Consider the following 19596-nt stretch of genomic DNA (forward strand, 5'->3'; position numbering starts at 1 on the left):
TAGTACTTAATCTATTTCAATATTATGTTGTTTTAATATTTCAACTGTTTTTTCCATACTTAGTTTTGTTTCTAAGGATAAAAACCTGATATCAACTTTTTCCACCTTATTATCTATCAATTTGTTAAGGCAATTTTTTATGTAGGAATTTTTTAGCCCTTCCATATCAACATCTGTGACTGTTACTACTTCTGGATGAGATGGAATTACTATATTAACGCCTGGTATTTGCTCTTTAGGATCACCTACATAAACCTTAATGCCGTTATCTTTAGCAAAATTAAGCTGAGGTATTAAATGTTTTCCAGCTCCAGTATATTCAGTCTCTTGCACAACTATTATGGCATCATCATCGTATTCCTGAGCAATTGCAAAAGCTGCTACTAAAGATGTATTGCCTGCTGGTCCTCTTTCTAGTCCTTCAAGCCCCGCGAGTATTTCAGTCATCCAAAATACTTCACCTTGAGAGGTAGTTACATATCTATCCAAATATCTTAGTGGCCGTGCTGCACTTCTAGGTACATCTGACCTGTCAGGATTTGTCATAAACGGAATACCAAAGCCTGTATGGCCTGTTGTAAACGATTTCTTATTAAAGTCTATGTCTGAGGCCATATGAAGTCCGGAAAGATCAACTGATGCTCCTATTATTTTCGTTTTCACAGCACCTGCCTTAATAAGCCCTCTTGCAGTACCAGTAACATTTCCACCACCTGCATGAGTTATAATAACTGCATCAGGATCTTTACCAAATTTTTCTCTACACTGCTCAGCTATTTCATATCCTAGTGTTTCAATTCCAGCTACACCGTAAGAAGAATATAAAGACGCATTATAATATTTTGTATCTTCAAGTATTTTTAGGTAAGTATAAAACAATTCAGGTCCTACGGAAAGCCTAATAACTTCTGCTCCAAGTCCCTCACACTTTCTTCCCTTTTCTAATATTTCTGGCTGCCCTATTTTTTTTGAATCATAACATTCGTTTGCTATTATACATTTAAGACCCCTAATGTTGGCTTGTGATGCAACCGCTGCTCCATAATTACCTGAAGTAGCTGCTCCTACGCCAATGTATCCTCTCTTCATTGCATCATATACAGATATAGATGCTCGTCTATCTTTAAAACTACCAGAAGGGTTACAACTTTCATCCTTTGCAAATATTCTAGCTGCATGTCCAGTTTTTGAAGTCTTCCTTGCAAGTTTTGTAATGTTTTTCAGCTCTATTAACGGAGTATTTCCTACCCCTACCTCATTTTGAATTTCTTTAACTTCCTCTAAGCAATATCCAACATCTTTCATCAATCCTTCATAATCAAAGGAAAGTTTGCCAGTTTCATATTTACTATAATCTATTCCTATAGATTTAAGAATTATTTCATTCTTACGTTCCATAAGCTCTTCATATTTATTCACCCTTTATTACCTCCTCTTAAATTATCATTAAACCTTACTATTTTGCTATTATTTCTCTAGCTTGTTTTCCTATATTACTTATTTCTTCAACATATTTACCATAGGTATGGTAGTATCCTGGCTCTATGTCTACAACTTCCCCGCTAGAAATTCTGCCTATATTAGTTTCAATTTGTACCTTATCTCCAAGTTCACAATCGCTAAGGCACTTTCCGCGTGTCCAACTCTTAAGTGGAGTTTTTTTTGTCTCATCTGGTATATTTGTAGCTCTATCTTCTGGTAGCAAAACGATTTCTTCTACTTCAACCCAGGTGCCTTTTTTTATCATAATTTTTACCTCCCATATTTGAAAGTATTTTATTTACATAGAGCAATTTCTGTGCCAAATAGAAAACACATGTATCTAAGCCAGTGCTTAAATACATGTGTTTATTATTCGCAAAATATTCTGCATATTTTTTATATAACTCAAAATTAAAATTGGTTATTTATGGTTGTCCATCTGTTTACTTGGGTTTCTATGTATGCATAATATTTTGCATACATAGCAAGAATTCTTGCTTTTTTTTAATATTCTACTAATATTTTATGTATTTTTATTTTGTATTGAAGATTTTGTCTCGAAATGCCAAGTTGCCTAGCCGCTTTACTAACATTAAATTTATTCTTTTTTAATGATTTTTCTATTATGGTCTTTTCGATTTCACTCATATAATTTTCTAAATGGAAGTTCCCATCATCATTTGTGATAATGTCTTGAGCATTGTTACTATTATCACAGGCTATTCTAAAATCAAAATAGTTTTCTGTTAAAATGGAATTGTAGTCTGCCATATTTATTGCAGCTTCAATAACATTTGTCAGCTCACGCACATTTCCTGGCCAATTATATTCTTGAAGTTTTTTCATCATAACTTCATCAATACCTATTATATTTTTACATAGAATTTTGTTATATCTTTCAATTAACTTATTCACAAATATAGGAATATCATCTTTTCTCTCTTTTAGTGGAGGTATATTTATTCTGAGTACACATAACCTATAATAAAAATCTTTTCTTAATTTACCACTTTCAATAAGTTTCTCTGGTTCCTCATTTAAAGTAGCTATTATTCTTACATCAATATCTATACTTTTAGTACCTCCAATGGGTCTTATATACCCCTCTTGCAGTACTCTTAAAAGTTTAGATTGAAGATAAGGTTCTAGTGAATTAACTTCATCTAATAAAATGGTCCCATGATTTGCCTCCTCAAATAATCCTTTTTTATTTTCTGCCCCTGTAAAAGCACCCTTTTCTGTACCGAAAAGCATTCCCTCTAGAAGTAGTGCAGGAATGGCTGCACAATTTATAGGTATGAAAGGCTTATTTTTTCTTAACCCATCATAATGAATACTTTGAGAAAACACTTCTTTACCTGATCCAGTTTCTGCATATATTAATACAGAGGAACTTGACATACTAGCTTTTTTAGCTTTTTCAATAGCAGTTTTCATAATAGGATTATCACCATATATATCACTAAAAGTATAATGACTATTAATTTTTTTATCTAGATTTTGCAATTTACAAATACTTTCAGTTAGCTCTTTTAACTGAGTCATATCTTTTGCTATTTCAATCACCGCTATAACCTTATTATCTAGGGTTACTGGCACTGTAGTATTTATAGTAGTGACTTTTTTCTTATATCCATTGCCATAATGTTGTATTAAGCCCACAATTTTTTCACCAGTCTTTAATACATTCATAAGGGTAGAATCATCTTCTTTTACATCCTCTAAATACTCACTAACTTTTTTACCTAAGACTTCACTAGGCTTTATACCTTCTACTTTTCCCATGACAGTATTATAATATATAGTCTTGCCATCCTTATCTACTACTTGAATTCCTTCCTCCAAATTTTCTAATAGACATTCTAGTATTTTTTCTGCATTTAGAATTTCACTATCCATATTACCCCTCCCTAATGGAGTATTTACACTTTAAATTAATTATACCACATGGAATTTTATTGTAAATTTATTTTTAATCTAAAAAAAAACGAAATATATAGATTTTACTATACATTTCGCTAGTTGGTGGTACAATAATTTAAACCATTGGTTTATTAATATCTCCTACCTTTTCTTTCAATGCTGACAACTGTTCTCCATAGTTCTTTTCAACGATGTCATCCCATATTTCTGCACCCTTAATCCCGCATCTCTTAGGAACAAAAACAGGGTCTAAGCCCATCTTTTTTTGCTGCTCATAGTCTTTAAGAGTTGCAAAAACAGGTTTTGATAATAGTATAATAGCAATAATATTCAGCCATGCCATCATACCAACACCAATGTCTGCAAGATTCCAGGCCACACTCGATGTACGGATTGTTCCGTAAAATGTAGATATTATTAAAATGATTTTTGTGAGAAATGTAATTGTTTTAAATTTCTTATTTTTATTAAATAGATATGCTACATTACTCTCTGTATAATATCCAAATGCTAGCAATGTAGTGAAGGCAAAGAAGAATATTGCTATAGCAATAAATGGACTACCAAGACCGGGAATCATTGTGTTTATAGATTCTTGAGCGAAGGCAGTACCAACGCCAACTCCTGGAAGATGCTCCACTATAAACCCGCCAGCAGGATTTACAACATTATATTTCCCTGTAGAGAGTATCATAAGTGCAGTTGCAGTACAAACGAATAATGTATCCACATATACTGAGAAAGCTTGAACAAGACCCTGTTTTGCTGGGTGAGATACTTCAGCAGCTGCGGAAGCCTGTGCACCACTCCCCATTCCTGCTTCGTTAGAGTAAAGTCCCCTTTTTACTCCCCACATAACTGCATTTCCAAATATAGCACCGAATGCTGCATTAAGGTTAAATGCAGAACTGAAGATTAAACCAAGCATTGCTGGTACATTTTTAAAATTTATAACCAAAATAACTAAAGCAATTAGGATATAAGCACCTGCCATAAATGGAACAACTGCTCCAGCAAAATTACCTATTCTTTTAATTCCACCGAAAATTACAAATCCGAATAAAACAGCAACAAATACTCCTGTAATAATTGGAGAAATACCAAAAGCGTTTTTTGATGACTCTGCAATGTTAAATGCTTGGATACCTGGACCGGTAAAACCATTTCCTATAATGGTTACTATAGCGAACAGTATAGCAAAAGGTTTATTTTTCAGACCTTTTTCTATATAGTACGCCGGACCTCCACGGTAATCACCTGAAATGTCTTCTTTCCACACCTGGGCTAGTGCAGATTCTGCGTATGCCGAGCCTGCCCCTAAGAAAGCAATAATCCACATCCAAAAGATTGCTCCTGGACCACCATAGAATATTGCAGTAGCAACTCCAGCAATATTTCCAACACCTACTCGTCCACCTAATGCCATAGCAAAGCTTTGAAAAGACGAAACACCTTTTGTAGAGCTCTTTCCTCCAAACAATTGCCCCACCATGTCTTTAATTAGGCGTAGTTGTGGGAATTTCATTCGTAATGAAAAATAAATTCCAGATCCCAAACAAAGATAAATCAAACCCGTACTCCAAAGCAGACCCGCGATTTTACCTGTTAAAGTAGCAAAATCCATTTATTAAACCTCCCCTATAATATTTTTTTAATTTTAGCTATTCTGTAGATACATCCTTAAATTTTTTTAATCACTTTCCAAATCAAATAAATAATCGTTTTCTATTTATTTTTCCTCCATTATAATATGATCATTTCAAAAATACTCAATTTAAATCAAAAAAATATTCAGAATTCTGAATATATCTTATTGTTAATACTACTATTTTTCAGCCTATTTCACAATATAGTAGAAGTCCTTCAAAAAATTTATTTATAGAAATTTTGCCTCCAGTATTTTTTTTCCCTTTTATATGATCCATCTCAGCTCTCACGCTGGAAAAATCGAAAAGTACATTTGCATAAGTATTAAAAGTTTCATTCATATAATCTTCAATTCCTAAGTTTGCCATATTCTCTAGTCCATTCTTAATGGACCTTCGAATCCTTTGTTTTACAATCTCTGGAGTGTCTCCAAAGCAAGTGAACAGTTCCTCTAAATTAGATTCGGAAAAGGATTTTTTTGTTTCAATTATAAGTGTACATATTTTGATTATATCTGTTGTTCCTTTTTCACCAAGCATTCCAAGAATACTTAAAACGTGTTTTACTTCCTTTAGGCTATCCTTTATATCCACATTGGGCTGTTCCGAACTTTTTAACATTTTCTTTATATTAGACAACATCATTTTCATTTCAATTTTTTCTGCAACTTTTGAAATCACTTTTTCCACTTCAATTTTATTAATGGGTTTATTTATAAAAAATTCTATTCCTGATTTGTATGAATCTGCGATAAGCTCACTATCTAAAACCTGAGATATCATAATAAAACAAATATCAGGTTTTAATATTTTAAGCCGCTGTACAAGAGTATTTCCATCCATTTTAGGCATGAGAAAATCTACAAGTACAATATCAGGGCTTAATAAAAATATTTCGTTATAAGCAGTTTCACCATTATTTGAGCAACCTATAACTTCAAATGAATTGTCTTCTTCTATTATATTAGTGAGTATTCTTACCATGCTTATGTCATCATCGGCAATATAGTATCTCATATAGCTTCTCCTTCCATTATATCTTCCTTTATTTTTATAGTAAATTCCGTTCCTTTATCCACTTCCGAATGAACTTCTATAGTACCTGAAAAAATATCATTAACAATGCTTTTTACATGGGCAAGTCCTATACCACGGCAAATGTCACCAGTCTCTGTATTAAATTTTGTTGAAAATCCAGGATTAAAAATATATTCAATATCTTTATCTTTTATGCCTTTGCCATTATCGGATATAAGAAAAATATAGTACCCTTGGCTCTTTCTAATAGAAATATTTATATTCCCATTCTTCATTTCTTCCATAGCTTCTATGCTATTGTAAATAAGGTTCCTCAATACGGAAACCAAATAAAAATGTTCCTTCACATTAAAATTATCTATTACTTCGAAGTTTAAACTTGCATTAGATTTATTTCTTTTTATATGATCCTTTACATCCATCTCAATAATATTTGCCATGTCTCTAATATTCATTTTCACCCTATCCGTTTTTTCTCCAACCATTTCTTCTAATCCTTTTATAACGCTGATATAATCCTTTTTTATTTCATGTACATCTTTTGCTATATCAAGAGAAATGTTTTTTAAATCTAAGGGATAGTTTTGCTGCGATATGACTTTATAAAGATAATAGGCTTTTTTCATAACATCTTCAATATCCGAATTGTTTTTGTTCATAAAATAAATTTCACTTTTTACACTTGAAGTCATTAAAATTAATTTTCTATATCTTTCTTCATGCTCATCCTTTATCAGTAAAAATTTGTAATATTTCAGTAGTAATATTATAGATATTGCTATTGCAGTTCTTATAAAGGCTATAATTGCTAAATCTTGGAACAATATATAGCTATACCCCTTGAAACAAAGCATTGTGTTAATTTCTATAATGTTTGAAAGAAAATCACAGAAAAATACCGAAAAAAATAAATCTGTTAAATTCGTTTTTGCTTTCCTCAAATAGAATAAATAAAATAATATTCCATAGCTAAAATAAAACAAAATATCAGCGCCTATAAACCCAAGGGTAGTATGTAAATTATTAGTCCCAACGTATAAGAATATTCCCCTATAAAGGGGAGACATTATACCAGTTGCAAAGATAATTTCCATTGCATTAAATTCCTTATAAAAATAAATGAAAACAGGCAATATTACAACTGACAAGGTTATTATAAATCCTGGCACAAAAAAATTTATATTAACTTGAGATGCTAAGGCGATGCCTATAGAAATAATAAAAATGGATTTTATCTTTTTCATGATTTTCTCCCTTATATAATGATATATAATATCATTATATATCAAATTAATTAAATCTAACACTTTAAAGACCTTAAATTATTTTATAATAAATAAACAAAAGCACCTACTCCTAAGCAGATGCCATTGACTATACTATAAAATTATTTTTTTATTTACTACTCAATTGCACTAATATAAAGGAAACTTACTACCTAATTGAACTACTTTTTCTCTAATCTCTTCTATATTGCCTTCTCTATTTTCTATAGTTTCATTCATAAGTCCCGCTATTATTTTCATTTCTGCTTCCTTAAATCCTCTTGTAGTTACAGCCGGTGTTCCAATTCTTATACCGCTTGTAACAAATGGGCTTAATGTTTCATTTGGTACAGTATTTTTATTTACAGTAATACCCACAAGGTCTAATAGCTTTTCAGCTTCTTTACCCGTTATATTTTTATTTGTTAATTCTATAAGTAAAAGATGGTTATCTGTACCGCCTGATACTAATTTAAAACCATATTTTAAAAGCTCTTCACCTAGTACTTTTGCATTTTTAACTACTTGGTCAATGTAAACTTTGAATTCTGGTCTAAGAGCTTCTCCAAAACAAACAGCTTTAGCAGCTATAGTCTGCATTAATGGTCCACCTTGCATACCTGGGAAAATAGACTTGTCTATTTGTTTTGCATATTTTTCTTTACATAAGATTGCTCCACCTCTAGGTCCTCTTAATGTTTTATGAGTAGTAGTTGTAACAAAATCAGCATAAGGCACTGGAGACTGATGTGCTCCTGTTGCTACAAGCCCTGCTATATGAGCCATATCTACAAACATATAAGCTCCAACTTCATCGCATATTTCCCTAAAGGCTGCAAAATCTATAGCTCTTGGGTAAGCAGAAGCCCCAATAACTATCATCTTAGGATTATGCTCTTTAGCAAGTGCTAGCACTTGCGCGTAATCTATAGTCTCTGTTTCTAGATTAACTCCATAAGGAATGAAGTTATATAAAATTCCTGAAAAGTTTACTTTACTCCCATGAGTTAAATGTCCACCATGACTTAAATTCATACCAAGTACTGTATCTCCTGGTTTTAGTACAGAAAAGTATACGGCCATATTAGCTTGTGAACCTGAGTGAGGTTGAACATTAGCATGCTCTGCACCAAAAAGTTCTTTCATTCTATCCCGTGCTAAATCTTCTACTTTATCCACTACCTCGCAACCACCATAATATCTTTTAGCAGGATAGCCTTCTGCATATTTATTCGTTAATATAGACCCATTTGCTTCCATTACAGCTTTGCTAACAAAATTTTCAGAAGCAATTAGTTCTATATGATCCTCTTGTCTTGCATCCTCCTCTTGAATAATTTCGTAAACTTTTAAATCACTCTTTTTTAAATATTCCATCATATAAGTACCCTTCCTCTCATCTTTTAAATTAAATTATTATTTTGGTTTCTAATTTTGAAATTAAATAAATTTTTGAAAATAATATTATACCCCTATTATAAAATTTAATAACCTATTAATCAACCTAAAGATGAAAATTTTCCCGAAATGTTCTGAATTATTTGGGAAATACACTTATTATGAGATTTTAAAACACTTTATAGCATATTACTATAGGTATGTATGATATTTTGCACTACAAACAATAACAAATAATTCAATTTTCCAAAAAATAATATTTTATTAGATTTATGGTATATAATGATAGTGCGAATTTATTATAATATAATAAACATAATTTTATATTTACGATTTATAATAGCTATAAAATCTAAAATTAATTTTATACTGAAAGGAGATACCATGCATATTGATGATATTATTCATGTAGCCACTGACGCTGGTAAAATCATACTCGAAAATGGCGGAGAAACTTATAGAGTTGAGCAAACAATTAGTATGATATGTAAGTCCTATGGCATACCACACACTGAAAGTTTTGTTACTCCCACGGGCATTATGGTTTCTATAACTAACAGTGAAAATAAAACCATTTCATTAGTTAGAAGAATAAATAATAGAACGGTTAATCTTCGTAAGGTTGAGATGATCAACAATCTGTCTAGAAAAATAGTTACAAAACCCATATCCACTTATGAAATGAAAAAAGAAATTGAATATATTAATAATATACCACCCTATTCTTATAAGACCACCACATTTTTTGCTGCTGGCTCTTCAGGATTTTTCACCTTGCTTTTTGGCGGAAATTATAAAGATTTTTTTGTAGCCTTTATAATTGGAGCTCTTATAAATTATTCAGGTGGATATTTAGATAAATTAGAGGTAAATGGTTTTCTGAAAAATATGCTTGGTGGTGCCTTAGCTGCAACCGTAGCCCTTATAGCAGCAGCTTTAGGAATAGTTGGTAATATGGATACTATAATAATAGGGTCTATAATGATACTCGTACCTGGTATTTCTATAACAAATGCAATACGAGATACTATTGCTGGTGATTTAGTTTCTGGCGTATCACGGTCAATAGAAGCGCTATTCGTAGCTATCGCCATATCTGCAGGCACAAGTATAATTTTCAAAATATGGGTATTGCTATTTGGAGGTGGTTTAATATGATTCTTAATTCATTTTATGCTTTTTTAAGTTCTCTTGGTTTTGGAGTACTATTTAATATCAGAGGTAAAAACCTAATTATAGCATCAATTGGAGGAGGTCTTAGCTGGTTTACTTATCTTCTTTCCGCAAGACTACAGCCCTCATTAGTTTTTTCATTGTTTCTAGCCTCCCTGATAGGTAGTGTTTACTCAGAAATAATGGCAAGGATTTATAAGAGTCCTGTGACCCTATTTATAATTTGTGCAATTATACCTCTTGTTCCAGGTGGTGGAATGTATTATGCAACTCTTGAAGCAGTAAAGGGGAATTTTGATGCTTCTCTATCCAAAGGTGTAGTAACTTTGTTTAGTGCAGGTGCTATTGCAATTGGAATAGTTTTTGTATCCTCCATAAGTACAATTTTCAAAAAAATAAAGAAGTAAAATTTGTTAACAAATTTTACTTCTTTATTTTTTATTTTAAAAACATAAGAAATGTTGAAACTAACTCCTGAATTTTTTCTTCTTCAATTGGGTCATCATCATGTAAAAGACAGTTTTTTGTATATCTCTCTAAAACTAAACCACCGACCTTACTCATAGCAGCGCGAGCAGCCGCAACTTGAACCAATATATTCTTGCAGCAAACTTCACTTGTCACCATCTTTTCTATACCCTTAACCTGTCCTTCAATTTTCCTTAGTCTCACTTGAATATCTCTCACTAGCTCATCATTCATTGCTTTATCTTTTTCCTTTGTCATTTTATCACTCCTATATATAATATAGTGAACCACTGTCCATGGTTAATTGTAAATTTTAGTTCTATCATCATACCCGGTATAGGTACTATTTATAATTATAGCATCAGAATTATTACAAATCAAGAGGTAAGCAATGGAATTAATACATAAATTTTAAAATTATAAACGTAAAAACAGCATAATATAAGAATATTATGCTGTTTTCACTTAACTATATTCTATTGGTATATTACTTCTTTATCTCTGCTTTTGCGATACCTAATTCCTCAAGTTGCTTGTCATCAACCATATTTGGTGCCTGGGTCATTGGACAGAAAGCATTTTGATTTTTAGGGAAAGCTATTACATCTTTAATATTTTCTGTTCCGGCTAAGAACATTACTACTCTATCTAGTCCAAAAGCAAGTCCGCCATGTGGTGGTGGTCCAAATTTAAACGCTTCTAGTAAGAATCCAAATCTTTCCCATGCTTTTTCCTGAGTAAATCCTAAAACTTTAAACATAGTTTCTTGTAGGCTAGAATCATGTATTCTTATGCTTCCTCCACCTAATTCTTCACCATTTAATACCATATCATAAGCTTTGGCCCTAACTCTACCTGGCTCTGACTCTAAATACTGTAAATCTTCATCCATTGGCATTGTAAACGGATGATGAGCTGCTACATATCTATTTTCTTCTTCGTTATAATCTACCAGTGGAAATTCTGTAACCCATACAAAATTAAATTCCACATTATCTTTTAATATTTCTAGTTCTTTAGCTAACTGTAATCTTAATGCACCTAATGATTGTAATACTATGCTATCTTTATCCGCAACAATAAGTACTAAATCTCCAGTCTTTGCTTCTACCTTATTTAATATAGCTTGCATTTGCGTCTCACTTAAGAACTTAGCTATAGGGGATTTAATCTCATCTTCTTTATACGCAATATAGGCAAGACCTTTTGCTTTGTAAGTTTTAACAAACTCACCTAATTTGTCTAGTTTTTTTCTTCCCATATCTGCAGAATTCGCAACTTTTATAGCTCTTACTGACCCACCATTATCTATGGCATTTTTAAATACTACAAATTCACATTCACGTACTTCTTCACTAATATCCACTATTTCCATTCCAAATCTTAAATCAGGTTTATCTGAACCATATTTATCCATAGCCTCTTTGTATGTTATTCTTTTCATAGGAAGCATAACATCCTCATTTACTACTTCTTTAAATACTTTTTTAATTAGTGCTTCATTTACAGCTATAACATCTTCCTCTTCCACAAATGACATCTCTATATCTACTTGCGTAAATTCAGGTTGCCTATTTGATCTTAAATCCTCATCTCTAAAACATCTTGCAATTTGGAAATACTTATCATATCCAGAAACCATTAATAATTGTTTGAACAATTGTGGTGATTGTGGAAGTGCATAAAAGTTTCCTGGGTAATTCCTACTTGGAACTAAATAATCACGAGCACCTTCTGGAGTACTTTTTGTAAGCATAGGTGTTTCTATTTCTAAAAAACCATTTTCGTCCAAAAAGTCACGAATTACCTTAGCTGTTTTATGGCGTATCATAAGGATTTTTTGCATATCTGGTCTTCTTAAATCAAGATACCTATATTTTAGACGTATATTTTCTGAGGCATCTAAATCTTCTTTTATATATATAGGTGGAGTTTCTGATTCAGACAATATCTTTATACTTTCTCCTTTAAGCTCTACTTGCCCAGTTGGCATATTATCATTAGGAGATTGTCTTTTAATTATTTCTCCAGTTATAGCAATACAGTACTCTGGTTTCACTAAATCCGCCTTTTCAAAAGCTTCTTTGTTTATTTCTTCTCCAAATACTACCTGTAATAGTCCTGTTCTATCTCTTAAATCGATAAAAACAAGTCCTCCTAAGTTTCTTTTTGTTCCAACCCAGCCCATTACTGTTACTTTATTTGATATATGTGTTTCACGAAGATCGCCACACATATTTGTTCTTTTTAAGCCGTTTAATGCTTCTGCCATTTTGTTCCCTTCCTCTCTTTAATGTCAACCTTAACCTTTTTGCTCATGGTTGTAATTTATGCTTTTACTATATCAATAATTTCTTGTAACCTATCTAATTTAATTTCAAACTGCTGCCTGTCAGACATTCTTTTTATTTTAGCAATTCTTGTTTTAATTTCATCTTCACCTAAAATAATTGTATAGTAGGCCTCAATCTTATTTGCATATTTCATTTGAGCTTTTACACTTTTGTCCATATGGTCGCATTCACATTTTATTCCCTTTTCGCGAAGAGAATTCACAATTTTAATTGCTTCACATTTAGATGCTTCATTCATAGAACCAACATAAAGCTCCATGTATTTTTCACTTGGAATCTCTATATTATTTTCTTCAAGTGACATTAATAGTCTTTCAATTCCCATACCAAAACCCATAGCTGGAACATCTGGTCCACCTATTTGTTTAATTAAATTATCATATCTTCCACCACCGCAAAGTGCAAGGCCATTTTTGTCAAGTACTTCAAATACAGTTTTAGTGTAATAATCCAGTCCCCTCACTATAAGTGGATCCACATCAAAGTGTATTTCCATAACCCTAAGGTAATTTTTTAAGCTTTCAAAATGAGTAGAGCATTCGTCGCAAATGTAATCAGATATAATTGGAGCACCGCTAACTATTCCCTTACAACTATTAACTTTACAATCTAAGATCCTTAGTGGGTTTTTTTCAAATCTACTTTTGCAAGTTTCACAAAGCTCTTCATATTTATTCCCTAAAAATTCTTTTAATGCTCCGTTATATTTTTTTCTACAACTCGGACATCCCATACTGTTGATTTTTAATTGAACACCTTCTATTCCAAGCTCTTTATACACTCTCATAACAAGGCTAATTACCTCAGCATCAATGGAGGCTTCCACAGATCCACAAACTTCAACCCCAAACTGATGGTGCTCTCTAAATCTTCCCTTTTGCATTTTCTCATATCTGAAACAAGGAGTAAAATAATACAATTTTGTAGGTTGCACCTCATTAAATAGCCCATTTTCTATAAATGCTCTTACTGCAGGTGCTGTTCCCTCTGGTTTTAGTGTAATACTGCGTCCACCCTTATCTTCGAAAGTATACATTTCCTTTTGAACCACATCTGTAGTTTCTCCTACGCCTCTTTTAAACAATTCAGTATGTTCAAACATAGGTGTTCTAATTTCGCGGCAACCATATACAGAACATAATTTTCTGAATAAATTCTCTACATACTGCCATTTATAAATATTTTCAGGTAGTATATCTTTAGTACCCTTAGGTGCTTGAATATCCATTTTATACCTCCTCTTACTCCGTTGAAAATTGAAAATGGAAAGTTGAAAGTTTTAACTTTCCATTTTCAACTATAAACATAAACTTCAATTTTTAACTATACAAAGTTTCCAGTAGCTCAATTTTCTTTTCTATCATCTCATCTATCCTTTTCATGTACTCGCGAACATCCTTAATATTTGCAAACCTTTCATGCCTGTTTTCCTCTAAAAAAACAACTTTACAAACAGCATCTGCACCAAGTGCTATAACTGTCTGCTTTTCTTCAATCATTTGAATATTATATATTCCTTCTTTACCCGGTGTTTTATATCCAATATTCTCCATATTACCCACCATATTTTTCTGCCTATACATATAATAAGGTTTCATATTAAGTTTTTTAGATAATTCCACCGTCTGCTCATACATTTGGTTTAATTCTTCTTGACCAGGAATTACAAACTTATAGTTATTAAGCATCTTTTCATGGAGCTTAGAAGCTCTTTTTATAGACAAGCCATGAATTGTAATACTATCAGGTTTAATTTCAAATATTTTATCACAAGTTTTTATTATATGTGAAATTTTCTCCCCAGGAAGTCCTACTATTAAGTCCATATTTATATTATCAAACCCTAATTGCCTTGCCATATCAAACTTTTGAGTAACGCTATCTACGGAATGACTTCTACCAATTAATTTCAAGGTATCATCATTCATAGTTTGAGGATTAATACTTATTCTATGCACTCCATACTTTTTCATAGTAGTTAACTTATTAAAAGTTATACTATCGGGCCTTCCGCATTCTACAGTAAATTCACGTACATTGTTATTCTGAGTAAAAGCTTCATAAATACATTTCATTATATATTCAAATTGCTCATCATTTACAGAAGTGGGGGTACCACCTCCAAAATAAACACATTCAATATTTAGCTTCTTTTCTTTGATGTAATTACTTATCTCTTTAATCTCATGAGACAGTGCCTCAAGATAAGGCTGTACTATGTCTTTGCAACTTTCTATAGGATTTGAGGCAAAAGAACAGTATAGACAACGTGTAGGACAAAAGGGCATGCCAATATAAACACTTATATTGTCCTTGTTTTTATTAACAATATTTTTCTCAAACTTTGCAACATCAATACAAAGTTGTGCTTTATCTTCTCTTGCAACATGTTTTTCTTTGAACTGCGCTATGATGGCTTCCTCCGAATATCCCTCTTGTAATAGTTCAAGAGCTTTTTTAGAAGGCCTAATTCCTATTAAGGTACCCCAAGGCAGCTGATTTTCTGTGCTCTTTGAAAAATATAAAAAAACAGCTTTTTTTACTTCATCCTTTAGTTTATAGGAATTATCAACTTTGTATTCAAAACTTTCAGAGTCTTTTTTTATTGTTACTATATCTTCCTTTACTTCAATATTAAAATCATAATTTTCTTCTACAAATTTAATATCAGCGAATAAAAAAAATAAATTTATCATTTGATATACATCATAATTAAATTCTTCATTATTTAATTTTACCTTAATCATTTTAACTCCTTACGAACCATAGTTTAAAAAATTCTTATTCCTATAATGCTCTATATTAATCTTGTAAAAAAGGGTTGCTTAATTTTTCATTGTTTATTGTGCTACTTGGTCCATGACCAGGATACACTATGGTGGATTCAGGAAGGCATAGAAGTTTTAATTTTATACTCATAATTATAGTATTAAAATCTCCTCCTGCAAAATCTGTTCTTCCAATGGAACCTGCAAAAAGAGTATCTCCAGTGAAAACACAGTTTTCAACTTTAAAGCACATACCACCAGGTGTATGACCTGGTGTGTCTAAACAAGTGAACTCTAAGTTAGAAATTTTTATTACATCCCACTGCTTTAATAACTTATCTGCACCACCTTCAATAAGAGGACCAAATAAATACTCGCCCTTTGTTATTAAATCATCATCTGCTTTGCTTATACATACTGTTGCATTTGTGATGGCTTTTAACTGCGCCACACCAGTGGTATGATCTAAATGCCCATGAGTCAAAAGTATATACGTAACTTTCGCACCCATAATATCTATAGCACGAGTAATATCATCCACGTCTCCACCAGGATCTAGTACTACAGCTTCTTTTGTAGTCTCATCCATTACAATATAGCAATTTGATCCATATATTCCTGTAATAAGTCGTTTAATTTCCATTTTATACCTCCTAGAACTCTTTCTTGCTCTCTATAAGTAAAGTTACTGGTCCATCATTTTGTATAAAAACCTGCATATCTTCTCCAAAATCTCCGGTTTTAACATCACCTAATACTGCCTTGCACTGTTTAACAAATTCTAAATATAGTATTTTCGCTCCATCTCCACCAAGTGCTCTCATGAAATTCGGTCTTCTGCCTTTTCTACAATCCCCATATAGCGTAAATTGAGAAACCACAAGCATTTCTCCCTCTACGTCTATTAGTGACTTATTCATTTTTTCATCTTCTTCAAAAATCCTAAGATTTAATATCTTATCTACTAGGTATTTTACATCGTCTTCCGTATCTTCCTCGCTAATACCTAGTAGAACATTTAAACCAAACCCTATTTCACTCCGTAATTTACCATCTACTTCAACCTTTGATGACTTTACTCTTTGCACTACTGCTCTCATAAATATTCATCTCCTAAATAGAAAAAATATCCTTTAGTTTTTAATTCTGTATACTTCTATTACCCCAGATAATTTAGTGATTTTCTTTTGCAATTCCTTCAAATGCTCTGTATCAGAAACTCTTAATTTTATATTTATTAAAGCCACATTATTTTTTAGTGTTTTTGCGTTAATTGAATATAACTGAGTTTTTGTTACTGTTATTACTTCCATTATGTCGGACAATAAACCATACCTATCATCTGCTTTAATTTCAATTTCAGTAATATAGCCTTTTCCCTCAGAAGCGCCCCAGCTTACTTCAACAACTTTATTAATTTCATTTTTCATTAAGGCTTCAACATTTTTACAGTCACATCTATGAACCGAAACTCCTCGTCCCTTAGTTATATAACCTATTATTTCATCTCCTGGAACTGGATTACAGCACTTAGCAAACCTTACAAGTACATTGCCCTCACCTTTGACTATTAACCCTTGAAAATCCAATTTCTTTTTCTCATCTTTAGCCGAAGTCTTGGTTATTTTTTGTTCAATGTCTTCTATTGTCAAATTTTCCGTTTTATTTTTATTTTCAAAAACCTCTCTCAATCTATTAACTACAGTGGAAGGCATAATATCCCCTACTCCAACATAAGCAAATAAATCATCAATAGCTTTAAAATTATATTTCTTGTATATTTTTTCTATGGCTTCACCCTTAGCAATTTCTCCAAAATTGTGTCCTTGCCTTTTTGATTCTTTTTCTAATACTTCTTTACCCTTTTCAATGCTCTCTTCTCTTTTAGCCTTTTTAAACCAAGCTTTAATTTTACTTTTAGCTTGATTACTCTTTGTAATATTAAGCCAATCAATATTAGGGCCCTTAGGTGCAGGTGAAGTTACAATTTCAACTATTTCTCCGGTTTTTAGATGATATTCTAGTGGTACCATTCTCCCATTCACCTTTGCACCCATGCACCTATGTCCTATGTCTGTATGAATTCTGTATGCAAAATCAATTGGTGTTGCATCAAGTGGTAAATTAATAACCTCTCCCTTTGGCGAAAACACAAAAACTTCGTCAGAAAACAAATCAATTTTAAACCCTTCCATAAACTCTTCTGCGTCAAAGGTTTCCCCTTGCCATTCAAGAATATCTTTTAACCATGAAAGTTTAGAATCGAAATTTTCCTCATTATTTCCTTCTGGATTATCTTCACCCTCTGTGCCCTCTTTATATTTCCAATGAGCAGCAATGCCATATTCTGCAGTTTTATGCATCTCATAGGTTCTAATTTGGATTTCAAAAGGTTTACCCTGTGGTCCAATTACTGTTGAATGAAGAGATTGATACATGTTGGGTTTAGGCATTGCAATATAATCTTTAAATCTTCCCGGAATTGGTTTATAAACTGTATGCACTATTCCTAGAGCTGCATAGCAATTTCCAATATCATTAACTAAAATTCTAACTGCAGTCAAATCGAAAACTTGATCTAAAGTTTTGTTTTTTTCAACCATTTTTCTGTAAATACTATAAAAATGTTTTGGCCTTCCATCAATGTCAGCATCTATTCCTACAATATTTAAGTTGAATTTTAATTCTGTTATTATGTTGCTGATATTTTCTTCTCGCTCAACTCTTTTTTCTGCAATTTTCCGTACTAAATTATAATATTCATTTGGGTTTAAATATCTAAGTGATAAGTCCTCTAGTTCCCATTTGATTTTAGACATTCCAAGTCTGTGAGCTAGTGGAGCATAAATATCCAAAACTTCTTTTGCCTTTAACTTTTGATTTGCAATGGGCATATATCTTAGGGTACGCATATTATGAAGTCTATCTGCAAGCTTAATAAGGATAACTCTAATGTCCTTTGCCATAGCGAGTAGCATCTTGCGAATATTATCTGCTTGTTCCTCTTCCTTAGTCTTATATTTTATGAGTCCAAGCTTTGTTACACCCTCAACTAAATTTGCTACTTCTATATTAAATTCCCTAGTTATATCTTCATAAGTATATACTGTGTCTTCAATTACATCATGAAGTAAGCCCGCAACAATAGTGCTAGTATCAAGCCCCATTTCTGCCAAAATACAGGCTACCTCCAATGGGTGCACAATATAAGGCTCTCCTGATTCTCTCTTTTGCTCTTTATGCGCAGCATAAGAAAAATTAAAGGCCTTAAGAATAAGCTCTTTATCTAGAATATTACAATTATTTTCAATCTTATATAATAGTTTTTCCAACATGCTTATACACTCCTAAAATCAAAGGCTGGTTTAATTAACCAGCCGATACTTTTTACTAATATTATATAATATTATGTAGAATTATGCAATTTTAATTTACTACATAAATTTAAATAAGAATTAAATATCGTACTTTACAAGAGACATTATATCATAACCCTGTAATTTGTCTTTTCCATTAAGGCCTGTTAACTCAATTACAAAGTTTAAAGAAACAACTTCTCCACCCATTTGTTCTATAAGTTTTGTTACTGCTGCAACTGTTCCACCAGTAGCAAGTAAATCGTCCACTATAGCTACCTTTTGTCCAGGTTTTATGGCATCTGCATGAATTTCAAGTTTATCTGAGCCATATTCAAGATCGTACTCAATCTCTATAGTGTCATAAGGTAACTTGCAAGGTTTTCTAATTGGTACGAATCCTGCTCCAAGGGCATAGGCAACTGGTACACCAAATAAAAACCCTCTTGCCTCTGGTCCTACTATAACATCTATTTTTTTATCTTTTAAATATACTACCATTTCATCTATAGTGTATTTAAGGGCATTGTGATCTTGTAGTAAGGTAGTTATATCTTTAAAGCTGATACCTTTTTTCGGAAAATCCTCTATTATTCTAATACTATTTTTTAAATCCACGATAATTCCCCCCCAAAAAAATAAAGTCAACGTGTACATCTGTACCAAAATCCGACTATTTTTTTCATCAATAGTGCTCATTATAATATATTATACTGCCTATTATA

At 32.1% G+C, this 19596-nt stretch carries 17 protein-coding genes; 2 read left to right on the forward strand and 15 right to left on the reverse strand.

Going from position 1 to position 19596, the window contains the following annotated elements; genetic code table 11:
- Positions 1-6 precede the first annotated feature (6 nt).
- The 7 genes from ortB to glyA form a co-directional block, all read right to left on the reverse strand.
- On the reverse strand, positions 7-1419 hold the full coding sequence (ortB, locus tag G9F70_RS15725; RefSeq protein WP_164943869.1) for a 2-amino-4-oxopentanoate thiolase subunit OrtB: 1413 nt from the start codon (positions 1417-1419) through the stop codon (positions 7-9).
- Between the two features lie 37 nt (positions 1420-1456).
- Positions 1457-1747, reverse strand: coding sequence for a 2-amino-4-oxopentanoate thiolase subunit OrtA (gene ortA, locus G9F70_RS15730; RefSeq protein ID WP_124999275.1), 291 nt, complete (start codon positions 1745-1747; stop codon positions 1457-1459).
- Positions 1748-1986: 239 nt separating this feature from the next.
- Entirely contained in the window at positions 1987-3381 is a 1395-nt protein-coding gene (locus tag G9F70_RS15735) for a sigma-54 interaction domain-containing protein (RefSeq protein WP_164943870.1), read from the reverse strand.
- A 139-nt stretch (positions 3382-3520) separates the two neighbouring features.
- Complete coding sequence (locus G9F70_RS15740; RefSeq protein ID WP_164943871.1) at positions 3521-5029, reverse strand: alanine/glycine:cation symporter family protein; 1509 nt, start codon at positions 5027-5029, stop codon at positions 3521-3523.
- Between the two features lie 208 nt (positions 5030-5237).
- Positions 5238-6068, reverse strand: a complete 831-nt coding sequence (locus G9F70_RS15745) for a DNA-binding domain-containing protein (protein ID WP_164943872.1) — start codon at positions 6066-6068, stop codon at positions 5238-5240.
- Positions 6065-7333 (reverse strand): ATP-binding protein, encoded by a 1269-nt coding sequence (locus G9F70_RS15750; protein WP_164943873.1) that lies wholly within the window; start codon positions 7331-7333, stop codon positions 6065-6067. The genes G9F70_RS15745 and G9F70_RS15750 overlap by 4 nt, the downstream gene beginning before the upstream one ends.
- Positions 7334-7504: 171 nt before the next feature.
- Positions 7505-8731, reverse strand: coding sequence for a serine hydroxymethyltransferase (gene glyA / locus G9F70_RS15755; protein ID WP_164943931.1), 1227 nt, complete (start codon positions 8729-8731; stop codon positions 7505-7507).
- Between the two features lie 405 nt (positions 8732-9136).
- On the opposite strand from glyA, the gene G9F70_RS15760 reads away from it, so the two are divergent.
- On the forward strand, positions 9137-9910 hold the full coding sequence (locus tag G9F70_RS15760; protein ID WP_164943874.1) for a threonine/serine exporter ThrE family protein: 774 nt from the start codon (positions 9137-9139) through the stop codon (positions 9908-9910).
- Positions 9907-10332 carry a threonine/serine exporter family protein gene (locus G9F70_RS15765; protein WP_124999263.1) on the forward strand — a complete coding sequence of 142 codons (426 nt, stop codon included), beginning with the start codon at positions 9907-9909 and terminating at the stop codon, positions 10330-10332. Before G9F70_RS15760 ends, G9F70_RS15765 begins: the two co-directional genes overlap by 4 nt.
- Before the next feature lie 31 nt (positions 10333-10363).
- Here the strand turns inward: G9F70_RS15765 and G9F70_RS15770 are convergent, their stop codons facing one another.
- The 8 genes from G9F70_RS15770 to G9F70_RS15805 all read right to left on the reverse strand — a co-directional run bounded on the left by G9F70_RS15770 (position 10364) and on the right by G9F70_RS15805 (position 19528).
- A complete protein-coding gene (locus tag G9F70_RS15770) occupies positions 10364-10651 on the reverse strand; it encodes a metal-sensitive transcriptional regulator (protein ID WP_224617608.1) in 288 nt (95 codons plus the stop codon).
- Between the two features lie 229 nt (positions 10652-10880).
- The gene (aspS, locus tag G9F70_RS15775) at positions 10881-12665 is read right to left on the reverse strand and encodes an aspartate--tRNA ligase (RefSeq protein WP_164943875.1); all 1785 of its coding nucleotides are present in this window, start codon (positions 12663-12665) and stop codon (positions 10881-10883) included.
- Positions 12666-12721: 56 nt separating this feature from the next.
- Positions 12722-13975 (reverse strand): histidine--tRNA ligase, encoded by a 1254-nt coding sequence (gene hisS / locus G9F70_RS15780; RefSeq protein ID WP_164943876.1) that lies wholly within the window; start codon positions 13973-13975, stop codon positions 12722-12724.
- A gap of 91 nt (positions 13976-14066) precedes the next feature.
- Positions 14067-15494, reverse strand: a complete 1428-nt coding sequence (locus G9F70_RS15785; protein WP_164943877.1) for a coproporphyrinogen III oxidase — start codon at positions 15492-15494, stop codon at positions 14067-14069.
- Positions 15495-15549: 55 nt separating this feature from the next.
- Positions 15550-16158, reverse strand: coding sequence for an MBL fold metallo-hydrolase (locus G9F70_RS15790; protein ID WP_164943878.1), 609 nt, complete (start codon positions 16156-16158; stop codon positions 15550-15552).
- A 10-nt stretch (positions 16159-16168) separates the two neighbouring features.
- Complete coding sequence (gene dtd / locus G9F70_RS15795) at positions 16169-16615, reverse strand: D-aminoacyl-tRNA deacylase (protein WP_164943879.1); 447 nt, start codon at positions 16613-16615, stop codon at positions 16169-16171.
- A 33-nt stretch (positions 16616-16648) separates the two neighbouring features.
- Positions 16649-18850, reverse strand: a complete 2202-nt coding sequence (locus G9F70_RS15800; RefSeq protein WP_164943880.1) for a RelA/SpoT family protein — start codon at positions 18848-18850, stop codon at positions 16649-16651.
- A 120-nt stretch (positions 18851-18970) separates the two neighbouring features.
- Complete coding sequence (locus G9F70_RS15805) at positions 18971-19528, reverse strand: adenine phosphoribosyltransferase (RefSeq protein ID WP_263577345.1); 558 nt, start codon at positions 19526-19528, stop codon at positions 18971-18973.
- Positions 19529-19596: the final 68 nt, after the last annotated feature.

Origin of the sequence: Clostridium sp. FP1 (assembly GCF_011065975.2) — a bacterium.
Taxonomy (GTDB): domain Bacteria; phylum Bacillota; class Clostridia; order Clostridiales; family Clostridiaceae; genus Clostridium_AD; species Clostridium_AD tagluense.

Excerpts from the sequence above, each read along its gene's own strand:
- ortA (WP_124999275.1), bottom strand. The coding sequence starts at position 1,747 with ATGATAAAAAAAGGCACCTGGGTTGAAGTAGAAGAAATCGTTTTGCTA.
- G9F70_RS15735 (WP_164943870.1), bottom strand. The coding sequence starts at position 3,381 with ATGGATAGTGAAATTCTAAATGCAGAAAAAATACTAGAATGTCTATTA.
- G9F70_RS15740 (WP_164943871.1), bottom strand. The coding sequence starts at position 5,029 with ATGGATTTTGCTACTTTAACAGGTAAAATCGCGGGTCTGCTTTGGAGT.
- G9F70_RS15745 (WP_164943872.1), bottom strand. The coding sequence starts at position 6,068 with ATGAGATACTATATTGCCGATGATGACATAAGCATGGTAAGAATACTC.
- G9F70_RS15750 (WP_164943873.1), bottom strand. The coding sequence starts at position 7,333 with ATGAAAAAGATAAAATCCATTTTTATTATTTCTATAGGCATCGCCTTA.
- glyA (WP_164943931.1), bottom strand. The coding sequence starts at position 8,731 with ATGGAATATTTAAAAAAGAGTGATTTAAAAGTTTACGAAATTATTCAA.
- G9F70_RS15760 (WP_164943874.1), top strand. The coding sequence starts at position 9,137 with ATGCATATTGATGATATTATTCATGTAGCCACTGACGCTGGTAAAATC.
- G9F70_RS15765 (WP_124999263.1), top strand. The coding sequence starts at position 9,907 with ATGATTCTTAATTCATTTTATGCTTTTTTAAGTTCTCTTGGTTTTGGA.
- G9F70_RS15770 (WP_224617608.1), bottom strand. The coding sequence starts at position 10,651 with ATGACAAAGGAAAAAGATAAAGCAATGAATGATGAGCTAGTGAGAGAT.
- aspS (WP_164943875.1), bottom strand. The coding sequence starts at position 12,665 with ATGGCAGAAGCATTAAACGGCTTAAAAAGAACAAATATGTGTGGCGAT.
- hisS (WP_164943876.1), bottom strand. The coding sequence starts at position 13,975 with ATGGATATTCAAGCACCTAAGGGTACTAAAGATATACTACCTGAAAAT.
- G9F70_RS15785 (WP_164943877.1), bottom strand. The coding sequence starts at position 15,494 with ATGATTAAGGTAAAATTAAATAATGAAGAATTTAATTATGATGTATAT.
- G9F70_RS15790 (WP_164943878.1), bottom strand. The coding sequence starts at position 16,158 with ATGGAAATTAAACGACTTATTACAGGAATATATGGATCAAATTGCTAT.
- dtd (WP_164943879.1), bottom strand. The coding sequence starts at position 16,615 with ATGAGAGCAGTAGTGCAAAGAGTAAAGTCATCAAAGGTTGAAGTAGAT.
- G9F70_RS15800 (WP_164943880.1), bottom strand. The coding sequence starts at position 18,850 with ATGTTGGAAAAACTATTATATAAGATTGAAAATAATTGTAATATTCTA.
- G9F70_RS15805 (WP_263577345.1), bottom strand. The coding sequence starts at position 19,528 with ATGTACACGTTGACTTTATTTTTTTGGGGGGGAATTATCGTGGATTTA.